Here is a 19603-nt window from a genome sequence, read left to right as displayed (position 1 = left end):
AGAGGGAGAAAAGACACACTGCGCGCACGCGGGAGAGGGGGAATGCTCTGCCGCTATGCCCCTACTCCGCCGTCAGCGCCGCGGGTTTGTCCTTCACAAAATCCGGTAGCTCGCTGATGCGCTCTGGCGGTAGCGGTTTGCCCAGCAGGAAGCCCTGCAGGGTGTCGCAGCCGAGCCCGGTGAGGAACGCCTGCTGATCCTGAGTTTCCACGCCTTCGGCCACCACTTTGAGATCCAGCGACTGCGCCAGTGCGACGATGGCGGAGACGATGGTTGCGTCTTCCGATTTCGCCTGCAGCTCGTTAACAAAAGCGCGGTCGATTTTCAGCTCGCTGGCCGGTAAGCGCTTGAGATACAACAGGCTGGAGTAGCCGGTGCCGAAGTCATCAATCGAGGCTTTGACCCCCATGCTGGTCAGCTCGGTGAGAATGCGCACGCTCTCTTCCGGATCGCGCATCGCCGTGGTTTCGGTGACTTCCAGCGTCAGCAGCTCTGCCGGGATCTGGTGCTGTTCCAGCGCCTGCGTCACGGTGTCGACCAGGTTGCACTGCTCAAACTGCAAGGCAGAGAGGTTCACCGCCACCGACCAGTGCGGATGGCCCTGCTGATGCCAGATGTGCAGCTGGCGGCAGGCCTCGTTGATCACCCAGTTGCCGATATTAATGATCATGCCAGTCTTCTCGGCAATCGGCAAAAACTTGTCCGGCGTCAGCAGGCCGCGCGTCGGGTGCTGCCAGCGCAGCAGCGCTTCGAAGCCAATGATCGGCCCGCTCGGCGCGCAGTACTTAGGCTGATAGAACAGACGCAGCTCGTTGCTATCCAGCGCCTGCCACAGGTCGTTATTAAGCTGCAGCTGCGACTGCGCCAGCGTGTTCATGGACGGCTGGAAGAAGTTGTAGCCGTTGCGGCCGTTGTTCTTGGTGTGATACATCGCGGCGTCGGCGTTAAACATCAGCTCGCGCTCGTCCTTGCCATCACCAGGATAAACGGCGATGCCGATACTCAGCGACACCATCAGCTCGTAGCGTGACACGCTAAACGGGCGATCCACGGCTTTTACCAGCGCATCCGCCACCGCGGCGGCATCGTTGGGATCGCCGATCTCAATCAGCAGCACGAACTCGTCACCACCCAGCCGCGCCAGCGTGTAATGCCCTTTCATCTGGTCGGTCATGCGCTCGGTTACCGCAATCAGCAGGTTATCGCCGACGTGGTGACCAAAAGCATCGTTGACCGCTTTGAAACCGTCGAGATCCATAAACATCAGCGCAAACTGCGAGCGCTCGCGGTTGGCCTTGTTGATCGCCTGCTCGAGGCGATCCTCCAGCAGGATGCGGTTCGGCAGTCGCGTCAGGTTATCGTGCAGCGCCAGTTGCGCCAGCTCGCGGTTGGCCTCCGCCAGTGAACGCGCGAGGATCGAGGTGCGCGCCTGCATGCGCGCGTCGAGCATCGAAACCAGCAGCGTAATGCCGAGGATCGCCAGCGTCACCACCGTGACCAGCATCGCCAGCCAGTCGCTGTTCACGCCGTGATGCGTGGCGTGACTGTGCATCGGAAAGTTCGCTGCCGCCATGCCGGTATAGTGCATGCCGGCAATGGCGCAGCCCATCACCACGGCCGCCCCGACGCGCAGTAGCGTGACGCGGCCATGCCCTTCGCGCAGGTTGAACGCCAGCCACAGCGCGGCACCGGAAGCCACCAGCGCAATCAGCACCGAAACCGCAATCCAGCCCCAGTTCCAGCTGATGCCCGGCTCAAACATCAGCGCTGCCATGCCGGTGTAGTGCATCGCCACCACGCCGGAACCCAGTACCAGCGCGCCGCCCAGCAGCCGTCGCCACGGCAAGTCGCCGGACGAGCAAACCAGCCACAGGGCAAAGATGGAGGCAAGAATCGCCACCACCATTGAGGCGGCGGTGAGCAGCGGATCGTAGCTCATCACCATATCCAGGCTCATCGACAGCATGCCGATAAAGTGCATGGCCCAGATGCCCACGCCCATGGCGAAACCGCCGCCCAGCAGCCAGACCAGCGCCACCCGACCGGTGGAGGAAGCGACGCGCCCCGCCATATCCAGCGCGGTAAACGAGGCCAGCATCGCTACCAGTATCGAAACGATAACGGTAAACGCATCGTACGAAGTCACTAACATAGTGATTTCCCATATAAAAAAGCTGTGTTAAGTCAGCTGTGGTGTTGTTGAAATGAAAAAGAAAATGTTGGTTTTATAATTGAAATTATCGGCAGACCGGCTGCCGATATGAGTCACTGAACGATGAAAGCTTCCGATGTGAAGGAGAACAAAAATTGCTGGTCAGGCGCCGGTGAGCGGCAGCACGTTATCAGGAAAGTGCGGCGCAATCTGCGTTGATGCAGTGAATTCGCCGATGCGCTCCGCCGGCGTTGGCTTGCCCAGCAGATACCCCTGCAGCGTGTCAAAGCCGAGACCGGTCAGAAGGCGCTGCTGCTCTTCGGTCTCCACGCCTTCCGCCACCATGCGCAGGTTAAGGCTTTGCGCCAGCGTCAGCATGGCGGTTACCACGGTTGCATCCTCGCTGTCGGCACGCAGGCTGTTAATGAAGGCGCGATCAATTTTCAGCTCGCTGGCCTCAAGATGCTTGAGGTGCAGCAGATTGGCGTAGCCAATGCCGAAGTTGTCGATGGCCACTTTGACGCCAAGCCGCTGCAGTTCGGCGATGCGCTGCTGGCTGAACTGCGGATCGCGCATGGCGATGTTTTCCGTGATTTCCAGCATCAGCGCGCCTTCCGGCAGTTGGTAGCGCTGCAGCGTCTGGCGCAGCGTGTCGATCAGATCGCGCTGATGAAACTGCAGTGCGGAGAGGTTAACCGAGACGCTCCAGTCGCGGTTACCCTCGTCATGCCACTGTCGCAGCTGGCGGCAGGCTTCGTTGATCACCCAGTTGCCGAGCGCCACAATCTGGCCGGTTTTCTCGGCGCGCGCCAGAAACATATCCGGCATCAGCAAGCCGCGGCGCGGATGCTGCCAGCGCAGTAACGCCTCAAAACCCATCAGAATGGTCCCGCCCGCGCGAAACTTCGGCTGGTAGAACAGGCGCATCTCCTGGCACTCCAGCGCGTTCCATAAATCGTTGGCCAGCGCCAGCTGATGCTGCGCCACCGCGCTCATCACCGGTTCAAACAGGCTCCAGCCGTTACGCCCGCTGTGCTTGGTGTGGTACATGGCCGAGTCCGCGTTGAACATCATCTCCTGCGGGCTGCGGCCATGCTGCGGGAAGATCACAATGCCGATGCTGAGCGAGACGCGCAGCGAGTAACGATCCAGCTCAAACGGTGCATCAATGCTGTGCACCAGCCGCTGCGCCAGCGCTTCAGCCTGCGTTGCCGCGTACTGTGGACACAGCATGACAAACTCATCGCCGCCGAGGCGTGCCAGCAAAATGTCCGCATCCAGCTGGCTGCGCAGCCGTTCCGCCACGGCGACCAGCAAACGATCGCCGACGTGATGCCCCCAGGTATCGTTCACCGCTTTGAAGCCGTCGAGATCCATAAACATCAGGGCAAAGGGTTGGTCATACAGCGTCGCGTGTTTGATTTGCGTGCTGAGCTGCTGGTCCAGCATCACGCGATTGGGCAGTGCGGTGAGATTATCGTGCAGCGCCAGCTGGCGCAGCTCGCTGTTGGCGCGCCGCAGCCGGGCGGCAAGACGCGCCGCGCGCAGCTGGGCGTCCAGCATCGAGATCAGCAGCGTCAGACCGAGAATGGTGAGCGTGATGATGGTTACCCACACCGCCAGCCCCTCCTGTCCCATGCCGTGGTGCTGCATGCTGCCTGGGGCGCTGAACTGCGCGGCCGCCATGCCGGTGTAGTGCATGCCGGCAATCGCTACCCCCATCGCCAGCGCCGCGCAGGCGCGCATCAGCAGCAGGCTCTCGCCGTGGCGCAGGTGAAACGCCAGCCACAGCGCAGCACCGGATGCGCCGTAGGCAATCAGTACCGACAGTGCCACCAGGCGCAAATCCCAGTGAATGGCGGGTTCAATCAGCAGCGCAAGCATGCCGAGATAGTGCATGGCAACCACGCCGCTGCCGAGGATCACCGTGCCGCGCAGCAGCCGGCGGCGCGTCAGATGGCTGCCCTGCAGGCCCTGCGCAAAGGCGAAGATGCTGGTGAGAATTGCCAGCAGCAGCGAGAAGGCGGTGAGCGGAATGTCATAGCGCATGGTCATCGGCATCATCATCGCCAGCATGCCAATGAAGTGCATCGCCCAGATGCCAATGCCCATCGCCGTGCCGCCGGCCACCAGCCACAGCTTCGCCAGCAGGCCGCGCGACACGGCGACGCGCCCGGCGGTATCCAGCGCCGTAAACGCCGCGATAAACGCCACAATCAGCGAAACGGCAACCAGAACGCTATCCCAGGTAACCAGCAACATGTGCGCTCCTCAACTCAACCCGCGGCGGCGCAGGTGCGGTATCGTCAATTAACAACAGAAAAAGTGAAAACATCAATGAGAGGCAGGTAATGACCACCAGCGATGCGGCAACACAAAAACAGATCCATAAATAACTGGAGGTATTGCACGGCTATTTTTTATTCTCATCGTCTGTCGCGGCCGGGAAAAGTAATGATATCTGATTAATGCATGAACATAGCATTGAACCTGAAGTCGCGGTAGAGGGGGTAATCACTTGCCGTTTGGTTTTTTTAACGGGCCGCCAGCCCTTGTTATGACTGCATTACCGGGGAAAAGGAGAAATTGATTAGCGAAAATTCTCCGGTGCGTTGTACAAGCGGCAAAAGGGTGTTCTATAGTAAATAAAACTGATATAAATCACTAACTCAGCCTTTAAGAATTTTCTTAGGTGGCAGGGCATTAAGTTCATTTGCCGATCGCGGCGTCTTGTTATTTACGGGTTCGTTTCATTAATAAATCACCAGGCGAAAAAGCACTGACCTTGGATAATCAGTAAGGATTGATTATGAAACTCAAGCTTTTTCTTTTGGCTACCAGTCTGAGCGCCGCGCTCGCCCCTGCAACGGTTTTTGCTGCCACCACAACGGGAACCATCAATGCCACATTGACGCTCACCACCGGCTGTCTGGTGAACGGTCAGTCCGCCACCAGCGGGGTTAACTTCGGTACCCTGAACTTCGGTAGCAGCGCTGCAACCTTTGATACCTTAAACGCCACCCTGGTGGGCGCATCCGGGAACGGCATTTTTGTCCGCTGCACCACCGGCCAGACCTTCAATGTGCAGGTCACCAGCAGTAATCCGGCACCGGCCACCATTTACGGTACGGTGAGCGGCCAGCCACGTTACCTGATCCTCGGCTCCAACAATACGCAGGGCATTGCTTACACGCTGTACAGCGACGCCGCGTTTACCACCGCCATCGCCAACAACACCAATATTGCCGCCAGCGGCACCACCGATCCGACGCTCGGCACCAACTATGCCATTTACGGTCGGGTAGTCGGCGGCGGCTTTAACCCACTGATTCCGGCCGGTACCTACACCGATACTATTAACGTGGCGGTGAACTACTGACGCCAGCGGTGGGGTAAGAAGGATGGTCTGGCTGCTGCGTGCTGGCAGCCTGGCCCTGCTGATAGGGAGCGTCCCGGCCTGGAGTTTGCCGACGGCCACCTTCCAGGTCTCTGCGTCAGTGGTGGCAGGCTGCGTGATCTCCGGTACCAATACCGGCGTGTTTGGCACGCTGAATTTTGGCACCCAGTCGGGCGTGGCGAGCAGCAGCGTCAGCGCCAGCTACGTGCAAAGCACCACCCTTACCCTCGCCTGCACGCCGGGTACCGCCCTCAGCATGAGCATCAACGGCGGCAGCAATTACACCAGCAGCCGCAATCTCAAACACACCAGTAACACCGATACCGTGGCGTACAGCCTGTATACCAACGCAGCGCACACCACGGCGATTCCGGTTAACTCGCCGGTGGCGCTGAGTTACAGCAACGCCAATAACATCGTGCTGCCGATTTATGGCCTGTTAACCCTGCCTGGCCCGACGCGCGCCGGGACCTATACCGATACGTTAACCGTCACCCTGAGCTGGTGACGGCAGCATAAAAAAGGATGAATAATGATGAGCCTGCGCGCCCTGCTTCTGTGGTTTCTTCTGGCCCTGTCGCCCGCCAGCTTCGCTGCCAACTCGCTGATGATCTGGCCGATCGATCCCGCCATCAACCCACAGGAAAAAGCCAGCGAACTGTGGCTGGAGAATCGCGGTAACGCCACCACCATCATGCAGGTACGCATCTTCAACTGGCAGCAGATTGACGGCCAGGAGCAGTATCAAACGCAGCAGCAGGTGGTCGCCAGCCCGCCGATGGTGCGGCTGGAGCCGGGGCAGAAGCAGCTGGTGCGTCTGATTCGCCAGAGCGCGCCGCCCGCCGGCGTAGAGCAAGCCTATCGAGTGGTGCTGGATGAGATCCCGACGCCGCGCTCGCCGGGCGAGAATCAGGCCGGGCTGACGTTTCAGATGCGCTACTCGGTGCCGCTGTTTGTCTATGGCGATGGCCTGACGCGCGACAGCGCCAAAGCCGATCTCAGCTGGCGTCAGGTCAGCCGCGACGGCAAACGCTGGCTGGAGCTGACCAATCGCGGCAACGGCCACGCGCGCCTGAGCAACGTCACCGTCGGCGGTCGCGCGCTCGGCAACGGCCTGTTTGGCTATGTGCTGGCTAACAGCAGCCACCGCTGGCCGCTGAACAGCCCGGTGAGCGGTGAACTCGCGGCCGAGGTGAATAAAACTCACTGGCGCAGCGCTGCCGCGCGCTGATGAAACTGACGCCGCCTCCCTGCGCGCTGGCGGTGACCAGCGTGCTGTGCTTTTCCCCGCTGAGCAGCGCAGAGACTTTCTCTGAGCTGCCACCGCCGCCTGCCGTCAGCCACAGCGCCAGCGGCCAGCAATACATGCTGGAACTGGTGGTGAACCAGCGCGAACGGGGCGAGATTGTGCCGGTCGAGCGGCGCGACGGTGAGTTCTGGCTGCGCAGCGGCGATCTGCAGCGCGCCGGCATTCCGGCGGCGAAGCTGGCTGGCGAACAGGTCGCTCCCGGTCAGTTGGGGGAGGTTAAAGTGGAATATGATGAACGCCGCCAGCGCCTGCTGCTGACGGTACCGCCCGCCTGGCTGCCAGAGCAGACGCTTGGTCAGCCGCAAAACGGTCCGCGCTATCCCGGCCAGGCCAGCAACGGCGCGCTGCTCAACTACGACTTCTACGCCACGCGCACCGACAACGCCGGTTCGCGCCTCTCCAGCTGGAATGAGCTGCGCCTGTTCGGTCCGGCCGGCCAGTTCTCCAGTAACGGTGTCTATATCCAGCAGCTTGCGGGCGACACCCGCGGCCAGCAGCAGGGTTACATTCGCTACGACACCTGGTACAGCAACGAGAACGAGAACGCCGCGCTGAGCTGGCGCGCCGGCGATTTGATTACGGATGCGCTGGGCTGGAGCAACAGCGTGCGCCTTGGCGGCGTGCAGATCGCGCGTGACTTCAGCGTGCGGCCGGATCTGGTCACTTACCCGCTGCCGGCCTTTAGCGGCCAGGCGGCGGTACCGTCGTCAGTCGATCTGTTTATCAATGGTTACCGCAGCGCACAGGCCAGCGTTCAGCCGGGGCCGTGGTCGCTGACCAATGTGCCGTTCGTGAACGGGGCGGGCGATGCGGTGATCACCACCACCGACGCGGTCGGCCGTCAGGTGACGACAACGCTGCCGTTCTATGTCTCCAGCAGCCTGCTGAAAACCGGCCTGTCCGATTACGCCTTCTCCGCCGGGGCGATTCGCGAGAACTACGGCATCAAAAACTTTGATTACGGCGCAGCGGCGGCCAGCGGATCCTATCGTTACGGCCTGCGCGACTGGCTGACGCTGGAATCGCACGCCGAAGGCAGCAGCGACGTGGCGATGGGCGGTGCCGGCGCACTGGTGAAGCTGGGCAGCCTGGGCGTCATCAACGCCGCGCTGGCGCAGAGCCAGCTGGACGGCAGGCCCGGTACCCAGTACAGCTGGGGTTACCAGTACAACAACAGCTGGTTCAGCCTCGGCACCCAGCACACGCTGCGCAGCGCGGATTTCGGCAACCTGGCGCTGGTCGGCAGCCGCGGCGACAGCGCCAATACCAGCTATTCGCTCGCCAGACGCAGCGCGCAGTACACCGCCAGCCTGTCGCTCAGCCAGTACGGCAGCCTCGGTCTGGCGTATCTGGACATCGCCGGCGGCAGCGGCGATCGCACCCGCCTGTGGAATTTATCGTGGAGTAAAAACCTGTGGGGCAACAGCAGCCTGTACATTTCCGCCAGCCGCGACCAGCAGCAGGGCGACTGGAGCGGCGCGATTTCGCTGGTGATTCCGTTTGGCGAACAGAGCAGCGCATCAATTAGTGTCGAGCGCGATCAGCAGGGACAAAGCAATCAGCGCCTGTACGTGTCGCGCGCCATGCCGAGCGACGGCGGTTTTGCTTACGATGCGTCATGGGCGCATCAGGGCGGCGACAGCGGCGATTATCGTCAGGGCAGTCTGCGCTATCGCAACAACAAGATCGATACTTCCGCCGGCTTTTACGGCGACGATGACAACACCACGCAGTGGGCTGATTTCACCGGCTCGCTGGTGCTGATGGACAACCATGTGTTCGCCGCCAACAACATCAACGATGCCTTTGTGGTGGTGAAAACCCGCTATCCGGACGTGACGGTGCGCTACGAGAACCAGACGATGGGCCGCACCGATGACGCCGGCTATTTGCTGGTGCCGTCCATCAGCAGCTATTACGGCGCGAAGTACGATATCGATACCCTCGATCTGCCGGCTGACATGACCGCGCCGAGAGTGGAGCAGCGCTTCGCGGTGAAGCGCAAAAGTGGCTATCTGCTGAATTTCCCGGTGGAGCGCCTGCGCGCCGCCAGCGTGATCCTGCACGACAGCGACGGCCAGCCGCTGCCAGTCTCCAGCCAGGTGTTGCGCCGCGATCGCGCCACCGAATATGTCGGCTGGGACGGCCTCGTGTGGATGGAAGATCTCAGCGCCAGCAACCCGATGCGCGTGGTGACGCCGGACGGCCGCCAGTGCGAGACCACGCTGGCTATCGCTGAGGGTCAGCCTAAAGCGCTGCAGACTTACGGTCCACTCACCTGCCCGCTGCCGCCTGCCGCGCCTGGTACGGCAGTGAATGCCGCCAACAACTCACAGTCAGGGATCTCGCCATGAGGAAATTTCTGTTCTTGCTGCTGTGGCTGCTGCCGGCCAGCAGCTACGCACTCTGTTCGCTTTCGGCCCCCAGCGCCAGCTTTGGCACGCAAACCACGTTTTACGTGCAGTCGACGGCGGTCAATACTTCCAGTAACACCAACGTTAACTGCGGCACCGGCACGCTCAACCTGCTGGGCAGCGATTACGTCGCCTATGCGTTTACCACCGCCAACTACCTGAGCGGCACGCGCGCCACCATGAAGGCATCGGCCAGCGGCACCGATAACGTGCCGATTCAGCTGTGCATCGACAGCGCCTGTGCCACCGAACTGCGCCAGGGCGGCAGCTATCGCTGGAACTCTTCCGCACTGCTGGCGCTCGGCAACAGCCTCAATTTTGTCATTCCACTCTATTTCCGTACCGTGCCTGGCCAGGTGATTGCCGCCGGCAGTTACACCACCACCCTCACGCTGACAGTGAGTTATAACGTGTGTGCCGGGTTAAATGTGGCCGGCGTGTGCGTCGGCACGGTGCAGAGCAGCAGCGGGACGGCGATGCCGATCACCGTGAATATGGTGATCACTAACGACTGCACCACGATTACGGCGCCGAACGTCAGCTTCGGCAGTGCGCCGCTGGTCGGCAGTTTTTCTACTGTGCAGCAGACGATTAACGTGGTGTGTTCAAAGGGCAGCACGTATACGGTGGGACTGAGTAATGGCAGCTATTTCAGCGGCACCACGCGCCAGATGGCGAGCGGCACCAACCGGCTGGCTTACGATATTTATAAAGGCACCACCACCACTAATCGCTGGGGCCCGAGCGGCAGCGACCGCTGGAGCAGCGCGACCTCGACATCGCTCAACGCGGATACCGTGACGCGCAATTTTACCTATACGGCGCAGATTCTGACTACGCAGAATACGCCCGCAGCGGGCAATTACAGCGATAGCGTGGTGGTGGATGTGGCGTTTTAGCGGGGTGGGGTCAGGAGTGGGTGATTCCCTCATCCCCCGCCTTCTCCCGCCAGCGGGAGAAGGGGCCGATCGCTCGGTTGTTGAGGTAAAGTGCAGGTTTGCGAAACCGCACTGAACGGTTCCCTCTCCCGCGTGCGGGAGAGGGTTAGGGTTAGGGCCAGCAGGCAGACGGGAGCAGGCTGGCACCCTCATCCCCCGCCTTCTCCCGCTGGCGGGAGAAGGGGCCGACCGCGCGGGCGTTGAGGTGAAGTGCAGGTCTGCGAAACCGCACCGAGCGGTTCCCTCTCACGCGTGCGGGAGAGGGTCAGGGTGAGGGCCAGCGCGCAGAGCAGGAGCATGCTTGCCCCCTCATCCCCCCGCCTTCTCCTGTACAGTCCGGGGACATCGTGAACACTTGTTCGGGGACATGGTAGACACCTACAACTAAGGCATAAGAACCCGTTTATGGAGTCGCTTATGCCCTGGGATGCGAGAGATACCATGTCATTACGTACTGAGTTTGTTCTGCTCGCCTCGCAAGACGGGGCGAACATCCGCGAGCTGTGCCGCCGCTACGGCATATCTCCCGCCACCGGCTACAAGTGGCTTCGCCGCTGGGAGGAGGAAGGACCGTCCGGCCTTCAGGACCGCTCCCGCGCGCCCTGTCACTCACCCAACCGCTCACCTGACGACATCACTGACCTGCTGCGTATGGCGCATGAGCTTCATCAGCACTGGGGGGCCCGCAAGATTAAGCGCTGGCTCGAAGACTGCGGGCACCGCATGCCGGCCTTCAGCACCGTCCACAACCTGATGGCCCGCCACGGCCTGTTGCCGGGCGCAGCGCCGGGCGTCCCGGCCACCGGCCGGTTTGAGCATGCGGCCCCGAACCGGCTCTGGCAGATGGATTTCAAGGGCCACTTTCCCTTTGGCGGCGGCCGCTGCCACCCGCTCACCCTGCTGGACGACCACTCCCGGTTCTCGCTGTGCCTGGTGCACTGCGCTGACGAACGGCGTGAGACGGTACAGGAGCAGCTGGTCAGCGTCTTTGAGCGCTACGGCCTGCCGGACCGGATGACGATGGACAACGGCTCGCCGTGGGGCGACACCACCGGCACCTGGACGGCAGTGGAGCTGTGGCTGATGCGCCACGGCATCCGGGTGGGGCACTCGCGGCCGTATCATCCGCAGACGCAGGGGAAGCTGGAGCGCTTTCACCGCAGCCTGAAGGCGGAAGTGCTGCAGGGGAAGTGGTTCGTGGACAGCGGTGAGCAGCAGCGCGCCTTCGACCACTGGCGGACGGTCTACAACCTCGAGCGCCCGCATGAGGCGCTGGAGATGGCGGTGCCGGCGTCGCGCTATCAGCCCTCATCGCGGCAGTACAGCGCCCGCGTAGCGCCACCGGAATACGACGAGGGCGTGATGGTCAGGAAGGTGGATATCAGCGGGAAGCTGAGCGTAAAAGGGCTCAGCCTGAAGGCGGGCAAGGCGTTCAGGGGAGAGCGTGTCGGGCTGAAGGAGACGGGGGAAGACGGTTATTACGAGGTGTGGTGGTACAGCACAAAAGTGGGGGTGATCGACCTGAAGAAAAAGTCGATCACCATGGGTAAAGGATGTTAAAAAGTGTTCACTATGTCCCCGAACACCTGTCTGCCATGTCCCCGGACCGTACACTCCCGCTGGCGGGAGAAGGGGCCGACCGGGCGGGTGTTGAGGTGAAGTACAGGTTTGTGAAACCGCACTGAACGGTTCCCTCTCCCGCGTGCGGGAGAGGGTCAGGGTGAGGGCCAGCGCGCAGAGCAGGAGCATGCTTGCCCCCTCATCCCCCGCCTTCTCCCGCCAGCGGGAGAAGGAGCCGACCGAGTGGATGTTTAGGTGAAGCGCAGGTTTGCGAAACCGCACCGAGCGGTTCCCTCTCCCGCGTGCGGGAGAGGGTTAGGGTGAGGGCCAGCAGGCAGAGCAGGAGCTGGCTTGCCCCTCATTCCCCGCCTTCTCCCGCCAGCGGGAGAAGGAGCCAACCAAGCGAGTGTTGAGGTGAAGCGCAGGTCTGTGAAACCGCACCGAACGGTTCCCTCTCCCGCGTGCGGGAGAGGGTTAGGGTGAGGGCCAGCGGGAGAAGGAGCCAACCAAGCGAGTGTTGAGGTGAAGTGCAGGTCTGCGAAACCGCACTGAACGGTTCCCTCTCCCGCGTGCGGGAGAGGGTCAGGGTGAGGGCAAGTGGGAAAATGTTAAAGTGAGGAGCAGCGCATACCAACTCGAACTACAGCGACGCGCCCACTACCGTTGCGCTGTGCCGCGCCTGGTACTGTTTCACCATGCGGCCGATCAGCAGCGTGCCCACCAGGCCGCACACTGCGGCAAACGACAGCCAGACGCCCGGCATCGCTTTATCGCCTGTAGCATGAATCAGATAGCTCGAAATCGCCGGCGTAAAACCACCAAACAGCGCGGTCGCCAGGCTGTAAGCCAGCGAAAAGCCCGAAGCACGCACTTCAGCGGGCATGATCTCCGCCAGATACACCACCATCGCGCCGTTATAGCTGGCGTACAGGAACGATAACCACAGCTCCGCTTCCACCAGGTGCGCAAAGGTCGGCGATCCCACCAGCCCGTGCAGCACCGGCCAGGTCGTCAGGATCATCAACACGGTAAAGGTAATCAGCAGCGGCCGCCGCCCAACGCGGTCCGACAGCGCGCCCATCACCGGCAGCCAGAACAGGTTGGAGATGCCGACAAACAGCGTCACGAGGAAGCTCTGCTTGTCACTCATCATCAGCACGGTTTTACCAAAGGTCGGGGTGAATGCGGTGATCATGTAGAACATCACCGTGGTGGTGACCACCATCAGCATGCCGGCCAGTACCAGCGCCCAGTTCTGTCCCACGGAACGCACAATCTGGCCCATCGACGGGTGCGATTTGCGCTGGCTGAAGGCTTCGGTCTCTTCCAGCATGCGGCGAATCCAGAACAGGAACGGCACAATCAGACAGCCGACCACAAACGGAATACGCCAGCCCCATTCGGTCACCGCGTCCTTCGCCAGCAGATGATTAAGCCCCAGCCCCAGCAGCGCGGCAAAGATTACCGCCACCTGCTGGCTGCCAGACTGCCAGCTGACGTAAAAGCCTTTGCGGCCTTTGGGGGCCACTTCAGACAGATAAACCGAAACGCCGCCCAGCTCCACGCCCGCCGAGAAACCCTGCAGCAGGCGACCCAGCAGAATCAGAATCGGTGCCGCCGCGCCCAGCGTGGCGTAGCCTGGCACCAGCGCGATAGTCAGCGTACCGAGCGCCATCAGGCCGAGCGTCAGCAGCAGCCCTTTACGCCGGCCGTGATGGTCAATGTAGGCCCCCAGTATAATCGCCCCGAGCGGACGCATCAGGAAGCCGGCGCCAAAGGTCATCAGCGTCAGCATCAGCGAGGCGAACGGATCGTCGCCCGGGAAAAAGGTTTTTGCAATGGCGGTGGCGTAGTAGCCAAACACCATAAAATCGTACATCTCAAGAAAGTTACCGCTGGTAACGCTAAAGATGGTTTTGGCACCGCCCTGCGATGACTTTTGTAAAGCGTGACTTGGGCTCATATCGTCCTTCCTGGTTTTTCTCCTGTTTTAGCCTGCCGGCGCGTGAATAGATGTGATCCTGTTCACCATTGCACTTTACAAAAGTACAAACAAAGGTAACAAATAGTTAACACCGCCGGTCCGATCAGCTTATGAGGAAAGTTAATAATTCTGAGCTTTCCAGGTGACAGGTGCAGCACAGACTATCGACTTTACCAGTAGCATAAATTCAGCGATATCAAACCCCAGCAAACAATATCATGAGCCATATCCCACTCTTTTTAATGCCTTTTTCATTAGCAGAACTTATTAAGATCAGTCTTAGAAACGAGACGATTCTGGTACATGCCGCCATCCCCTCCCCCGTTATGCTGGGCAGGCAACGGTAATCACGCCGTTGATGATTTTGGTGGAGAATACTTATGCTAACACCTCTCAGCTTTGACCCCTTTTCATCCATTAATACCTTGCGAGTGGGCACACCTTATCCGCTGCTGAGCGGCAGCCTGCCGGCGCAGGCCGGTGAAATCATTGAATTCATTATCAACGATCACCGCTACAGCACGCCGATTGCCGCCGACGGCAGCTGGTCATTTCAGCCGCCGTTCTCGCTGAGCGAAGGCAGCCACGACATGGTGGCGCGCATCGGCGACAACGGTGAACCGCATCCGTTCTCTGTTGACGTCGCGCTCTCGGTGCCGGACAAACCGGCGATCACCGCGCTGTTTGACGACGTCGGCAGCGAAACCGGCCCGGTCGGGCGCGGACACACCATTGATGACACCACGCCCAAAGTGCAGGGCTATGCGCTGCCGGGCAGCACGGTGCGGCTGTACGATCACGACAGGCTGATTGGCAGCACCGTGGCCAGTAAAAGCGGCGAATGGTCGCTGGAGCCGCTGCTGGGCGCGGGCGGGCATCAGCTAACCGTCACCGCCACCGACGAGTTTGGCCGCGTCAGCGATCCTTCTGATCACTTCGACGTTACCGTGGTTGAGAGCGGACCGGTGCCGCCGACCATCAGCTACGCGATTGACGATGTCGGCACCGTGCAGGGCCAGCTCGCCAGCGGTTCCACCACCGACGACTTCTCGCCGCTGATCGTGGGCCGCGCGGAGCCGAACAGCATCGTTTATCTGTTCGCGCAGAACGATCACGGCGGAATCGGCTATAAAGGCAGCGTTAAAACCGATGCCAACGGCGACTGGGTGATTCAGTCGCGCGCGATGATCAGCGGTGACGGCATCTACACCTTCTATGCTTCTTACGAGAACAGCAAAGACGACTACCGCCCGGATTTCAGCCTTAATATGTCGGCGCTGGAGAATCTGCGTCCGGCTATCGACTTTGCGCGTGACGATACCGGCGCCCATACCGGCCTGGTGTACCATCGCGGCACCACTGACGATAAAACGCCGGTGCTGGAAGGTCGCGGTGCGCCGGGCAGCATCGTTGAGATTGAGTACAACCTGAGTAACAGCGGCTGGCACAGCGCGGGCAGCGTGACGGTCGATGCGCAGGGCAACTGGCAGTTCGCCGGCTTCGAACTCACCTATTTTGGCGAATGGGGTTTCCGCTCGCGCGGCGTGGCCGATGGCAAAGCCAGTGCGTGGAGCGATAAGTTCGAGCTGCTGGTGATCCCCGGCGCGCCGCTGGAACCGACCATCGACTACGCCTGGGACAACGCGGGCCCGCTGCAGGGGCCGGTTTATCAGCACGACTCAACCGATGACACCACGCCAACGCTGCACGGCAGCGGCACGCCGGGCCAGGTGATTGAGATCGAATATGGCGTGCAGGGTGAAGGCCTGCGCCACGCCGGCAGCGTGCTGGTCGATGCCGACGGCAAGTGGAGCTTCACCTCGCCGTATCTGCATCAACCTGGCGTGTGGGAATATCAGGCGCGCGCCTCGACCGGCGAGATGAAGAGCAACTGGAGCAGCAAATTCGTGCTCGACGTCAGCCCTGACGCCGCGTTCGATCAGCAGGCGCAGGATGAAGCCCAGCCGGACGCGCTGACGCTGCACCAACTGCTGAGCGAAGGTGGCAAAGGGCTGTTCATTGAGGATGACAGCACCCAGCTGCTGGTGAACGGCAAGCCGGGCGACAGCGTGCAGCTGCAGGATATTCTGCCGGCAGGCGAAGCGGTTGATGGCTGGACGCAGCAGACCGGCACCCTGACCATCGCCGGCACGCAATACCACGTCTGGAGTCACGGCGACGCCGAACTGCTGGTGCAGGACGGCGTGCAACTGCAACTGGTGTAACCCCCGATGCCGTGCGCGCAGCACGGCATAACCCTGCCCTCTTTCCCCCGGCTTTTCACCCGTTCGGACTTTTCTCCCTTCGGGACAGGTCTCATACAGCGTTTTACGTCATCTATTACAAAATGCGCACTTTATAACAAGGCGCAGCGGGCTTTGCTGCAATAGACCCAACGTAAAACACAGGAATAATCTCCATGGATCTGTTTGATTTTAAAGAGGTGAAATACCTCGAGCGCGACACCAACACCCCAACGTTTTTCGGTAAAATCGATTCAGAAGTGGGCAAAGGCGGCCAGGTAATGATTACGCTTGGCGACAGGAATTTCTTTGTCGACATCAACCCGCAGGACGGCAGCTGGAAGTGGACGCCACCAGAAGCGCTGGCCGACGGTGAATACAGCATCTCCTTTATGACCATCGACACCGCCGGTAACCTCAGTACGCCGTCGCAGCGCACGCTGATCGTCGACACTACGCCGCCGGGCGCACCGACGCTGCTGAACCTGTACGACGATCAGGGCGCCATTACCGGCAGCTTTGACGCCGGTAAAATGACCGACGATCGCCGCCCGACCCTGACCGGCATCGCCGAAAAGGGCACCGTGGTGTATCTGAAAGAGGGCAACACCGTGATCGGCAGCGCCAAAGCCGACGAGAAAACCGGTCTGTGGACGCTGGAACCGAATGTGGACCTGGCGGATGGCCGTCACAACCTGACGCTGGTGGCTGCGGAAACCTTCGCCGGTAAGGTGCGTGAGGGCAAAGTATCCGATGAGTTTAACATTACTATCGGAAAAGACGGCGACGTGCCGAGCGATCCGGGCGGCGTGGCCAAAATCATTGAGGCGATCGACAATGCCGGCAGCCTGACCGGCTCACTGAAAAGCGGCGGCATCACCGACGACACTACGCCCGAGCTGCGCGGCAGCGCACCGGAAGGTAGCGTGGTGCGCATTCAGTACCGTAACGATAAAGGTGAATGGATCGACGGCGGCAATGCGGTAATGAACGGCAGCAACTGGAGCTGGACGCCGAATCCGGCGCTGGGTGCCGGTAACTGGGAATTCCGCGCCAACGCCGGCAGCGGCTGGACTGATGAATTTAAATTGGATATCGATCTCGCACCGGCAGCAAAAACGGAAATCACCCACGCTTACGATGACTTTGGCCCGTTCACCGGCACGCTGGGCAACGGCGCGATTACCGATGACCGTACGCCAAACCTGCACGGCCGCGCCGAATCTAACAGCCTGGTGTATATCCACTATCGCAATGTGCTGGGCGCATGGGAACTGCTGGACAGCGTGACTGCCGGCGCCGATGGGCGTTGGGAGTATGAGACTGATCGACTGATGCCGGGGACGTATGAGTTTCAGGCCGGGAGATCGTCAACCCGAGATGCAAACGGTAAACCGTTTGGGCTGCAGATTGTGGCGCCGGGCAGCGTCGCACCAGAGATCGCTATGGCCTGGGATGATGTGGGCAAAATCACCGGTGAGGTGAAATCGGGCGGGCTGACCAATGATACTCAGCCGGAGCTGCGCGGCAGTGCCGAGGCGAATGCGGTTGTGCAGGTTGAGTACTCACGCGACGGCAAAACCTGGCATAGCGGGTCAACGGTTGCGGATGCGAATGGTCGCTGGTCGTTTACGCCCAAGGAAGAGCTGGAATATGGTAACTGGGATTTCAGGGCGAAAACCACTAATGGCAATAGTTACAGTGCAAATTATTCGTTAAATATTATTGACAGTGAAACCATTACTCATGTTTACAACTTTGAAGACATTACCCCTGTCAATATCACGAAAAATGTGAATTACGGAAATCTGACATTTATCTATAAAAAGCATGATAATGTCACTACAGCAATAGAAGATCATGAGCGCTGGGGCGGGTTTTTCGTCATCCGAAAAGATAGCAATGTTAATGAATTTGTCCAGAAAGTAAATTTCCAGGAGAAAATAAATTACTTTGAACTCACCGCGCTTGATTGGGAAAGTACCAAGTCATATATCAGTTTCTTTGATGAGAATGGGAAAGAACTTGGACGAGTTTATCCCCATGGTGAAAGAAGTAATACCAGAGAGATATTGCAATTTAGTTCGGGCAACTCAGAGATCAGCTATGCTGAGATTCATATTATAGGTTCACTTACTGCGTATGGTATTGATAACATTATTACTCAAAGATACTCTAATATAAATGTTAGCGATCTCAACCATGGGTTCGAAACTTTCGACACGCTTACAGCAGGTAAAAAGTATGCACTGAACAAAGATGAAGCAATAGCTAGTGGACTGATATTTAGAACCTTTTCAGGCTCCGAAGCTGAAGTCTATGAAAATACCGAAATAAATAGCCATAATTCATTATATTTAAAAAATAACTCTCACTATCAAATTGATTTCGATAAAACCGATAAGATATCCTTTGATTACAATCATATATTCCATCCTGAGCGTCATAAAATAAAAATATTTTCCACAACAGGAGAATTACTATCCGAAGGTCCATTGAAAGCCACAGATAACACATATGAAAAATTCGAATATATAGCTCAGCCCGGAAAAATGATATCAAAAATTGACTTCATTGTCGGAGATGACTCCGGACCTGAAAATACTAATGATGGAGGGTTCACCATTGATCACATTGCCTGGGGCCTCAATATTGGCTCTGGCCTGGAGTCATTTGACAAATACGACATTGACTTCAAATTCGACATGACGCGGGTTAACGTCTTAGTGGGTGGCGTTAAATTCTCCGGAAAAGCACATGAGGGTGTAGCTTCAAATATAGGAGCCTCCAGAGTTTTTAATGGCTATGGTGAACATCGTGCATTTATATTAGGCGATAACTCCACTTACACGTATGACTTTGGCAGCACAGAAAAGATCGAGTTTGCGCTAAGCACTGTTCACTCAGCCAATCAGCATGAGATTATTGTTTATTCAACTACCGGCGAAATTCTCTACCGTGAAATGATTGCACCCGTAGGTTACCGTACTGATACAGCTCCTGACACCTATCAGTTTATCGCACCGCCGGGTAAAAAAATTGGTTACATCGATTTTGTCCTGGGCCAGGAAACCACAACGGACGACAGTGATATCGGTTTTTTAATAGACGACATCAAATGGGGCGAATACGTCCATCCGGAGGTTAATACCAACGGTGGCAAACTGTATCTGTTTGACGAAAACGATCTCTATGATCCGATCCAGGTTTTCGACGCCGATAATCAGCTCTACCAGCTGCTGGTCAATAGCGAAGATCAGACAGTGATTTTTGCCGACCAGGTGGAGGACGGCAGCAAAACCAGCGTGATTCAGATGGACAATGCTGGCAATAACGCGCTGACGCTCAGCCTGCAGGATGTGCTCAGGCACGGCAGTGAGAACCTTGCGATTGATGATGCCACTAAGCAAATCATCGTCAACGGCAACCAGGGCGACACCGTGCGCCTCGAAGACATCCTGCCGGAGGGCAGCGAGCAGAACGGCTGGGCCGAGCAGGCCGGCACCGTCACCATCGCCGGCACCCAGTATCACGTCTGGAGCAACGGCGACGCTGAGCTGCTGGTGCAGGACGGCGTGAAAACCGAGCTGGTGTAAGGGAGAGCCA

Annotated in this window: 11 protein-coding genes; 8 read left to right on the top strand and 3 right to left on the bottom strand. The window is 59.2% G+C overall.

The genetic code is table 11. The annotated features are described in order from the left end of the window. Positions 1-61 precede the first annotated feature (61 nt). Positions 62-2152 (bottom strand): putative bifunctional diguanylate cyclase/phosphodiesterase, encoded by a 2091-nt coding sequence (locus C1N60_RS03015; protein ID WP_150360415.1) that lies wholly within the window; start codon positions 2150-2152, stop codon positions 62-64. Between the two features lie 162 nt (positions 2153-2314). Beyond that, positions 2315-4414 (bottom strand): putative bifunctional diguanylate cyclase/phosphodiesterase, encoded by a 2100-nt coding sequence (locus tag C1N60_RS03010; protein WP_346303051.1) that lies wholly within the window; start codon positions 4412-4414, stop codon positions 2315-2317. 547 nt (positions 4415-4961) lie between these two features. On the opposite strand from C1N60_RS03010, the gene C1N60_RS03005 reads away from it, so the two are divergent. The 6 genes from C1N60_RS03005 (at position 4962) to C1N60_RS02980 (ending at position 11770) form a co-directional block, all read left to right on the top strand. Further along, on the top strand, positions 4962-5531 hold the full coding sequence (locus C1N60_RS03005) for a spore coat protein U domain-containing protein (RefSeq protein ID WP_021509578.1): 570 nt from the start codon (positions 4962-4964) through the stop codon (positions 5529-5531). Between the two features lie 22 nt (positions 5532-5553). Beyond that, the gene (locus C1N60_RS03000; RefSeq protein ID WP_021509579.1) at positions 5554-6057 is read left to right on the top strand and encodes a Csu type fimbrial protein; all 504 of its coding nucleotides are present in this window, start codon (positions 5554-5556) and stop codon (positions 6055-6057) included. 24 nt (positions 6058-6081) lie between these two features. Continuing rightward, a complete protein-coding gene (locus C1N60_RS02995; protein WP_370445701.1) occupies positions 6082-6780 on the top strand; it encodes a fimbrial biogenesis chaperone in 699 nt (232 codons plus the stop codon). Further along, positions 6780-9212 (top strand): fimbria/pilus outer membrane usher protein, encoded by a 2433-nt coding sequence (locus C1N60_RS02990; protein ID WP_282996826.1) that lies wholly within the window; start codon positions 6780-6782, stop codon positions 9210-9212. Before C1N60_RS02995 ends, C1N60_RS02990 begins: the two co-directional genes overlap by 1 nt. Beyond that, the gene (locus C1N60_RS02985; protein ID WP_394521376.1) at positions 9209-10171 is read left to right on the top strand and encodes a Csu type fimbrial protein; all 963 of its coding nucleotides are present in this window, start codon (positions 9209-9211) and stop codon (positions 10169-10171) included. The genes C1N60_RS02990 and C1N60_RS02985 overlap by 4 nt, the downstream gene beginning before the upstream one ends. 444 nt (positions 10172-10615) lie before the next feature. Then, positions 10616-11770, top strand: coding sequence for an IS481 family transposase (locus C1N60_RS02980; RefSeq protein ID WP_394520916.1), 1155 nt, complete (start codon positions 10616-10618; stop codon positions 11768-11770). Positions 11771-12410: 640 nt separating this feature from the next. Here the strand turns inward: C1N60_RS02980 and C1N60_RS02975 are convergent. Continuing rightward, positions 12411-13733 carry an MFS transporter gene (locus C1N60_RS02975; RefSeq protein WP_394521375.1) on the bottom strand — a complete coding sequence of 441 codons (1323 nt, stop codon included), beginning with the start codon at positions 13731-13733 and terminating at the stop codon, positions 12411-12413. 401 nt (positions 13734-14134) lie between these two features. Between C1N60_RS02975 and C1N60_RS02970 the strand changes: the two genes are divergently transcribed. Together C1N60_RS02970 and C1N60_RS02965 are read left to right on the top strand one after the other, a co-directional pair. Continuing rightward, positions 14135-15979 (top strand): Ig-like domain-containing protein, encoded by a 1845-nt coding sequence (locus tag C1N60_RS02970; protein ID WP_394521374.1) that lies wholly within the window; start codon positions 14135-14137, stop codon positions 15977-15979. Between the two features lie 194 nt (positions 15980-16173). Beyond that, entirely contained in the window at positions 16174-19593 is a 3420-nt protein-coding gene (locus C1N60_RS02965) for an Ig-like domain-containing protein (RefSeq protein WP_394521373.1), read from the top strand. The last annotated feature ends 10 nt before the right edge of the window (positions 19594-19603 follow it).

Source organism: Pantoea sp. SGAir0184 (assembly GCF_043544755.1).
The sequence above is the reverse complement of the archived record's forward strand: the minus strand, read 5'-3'. Positions and strand labels throughout refer to the sequence as shown.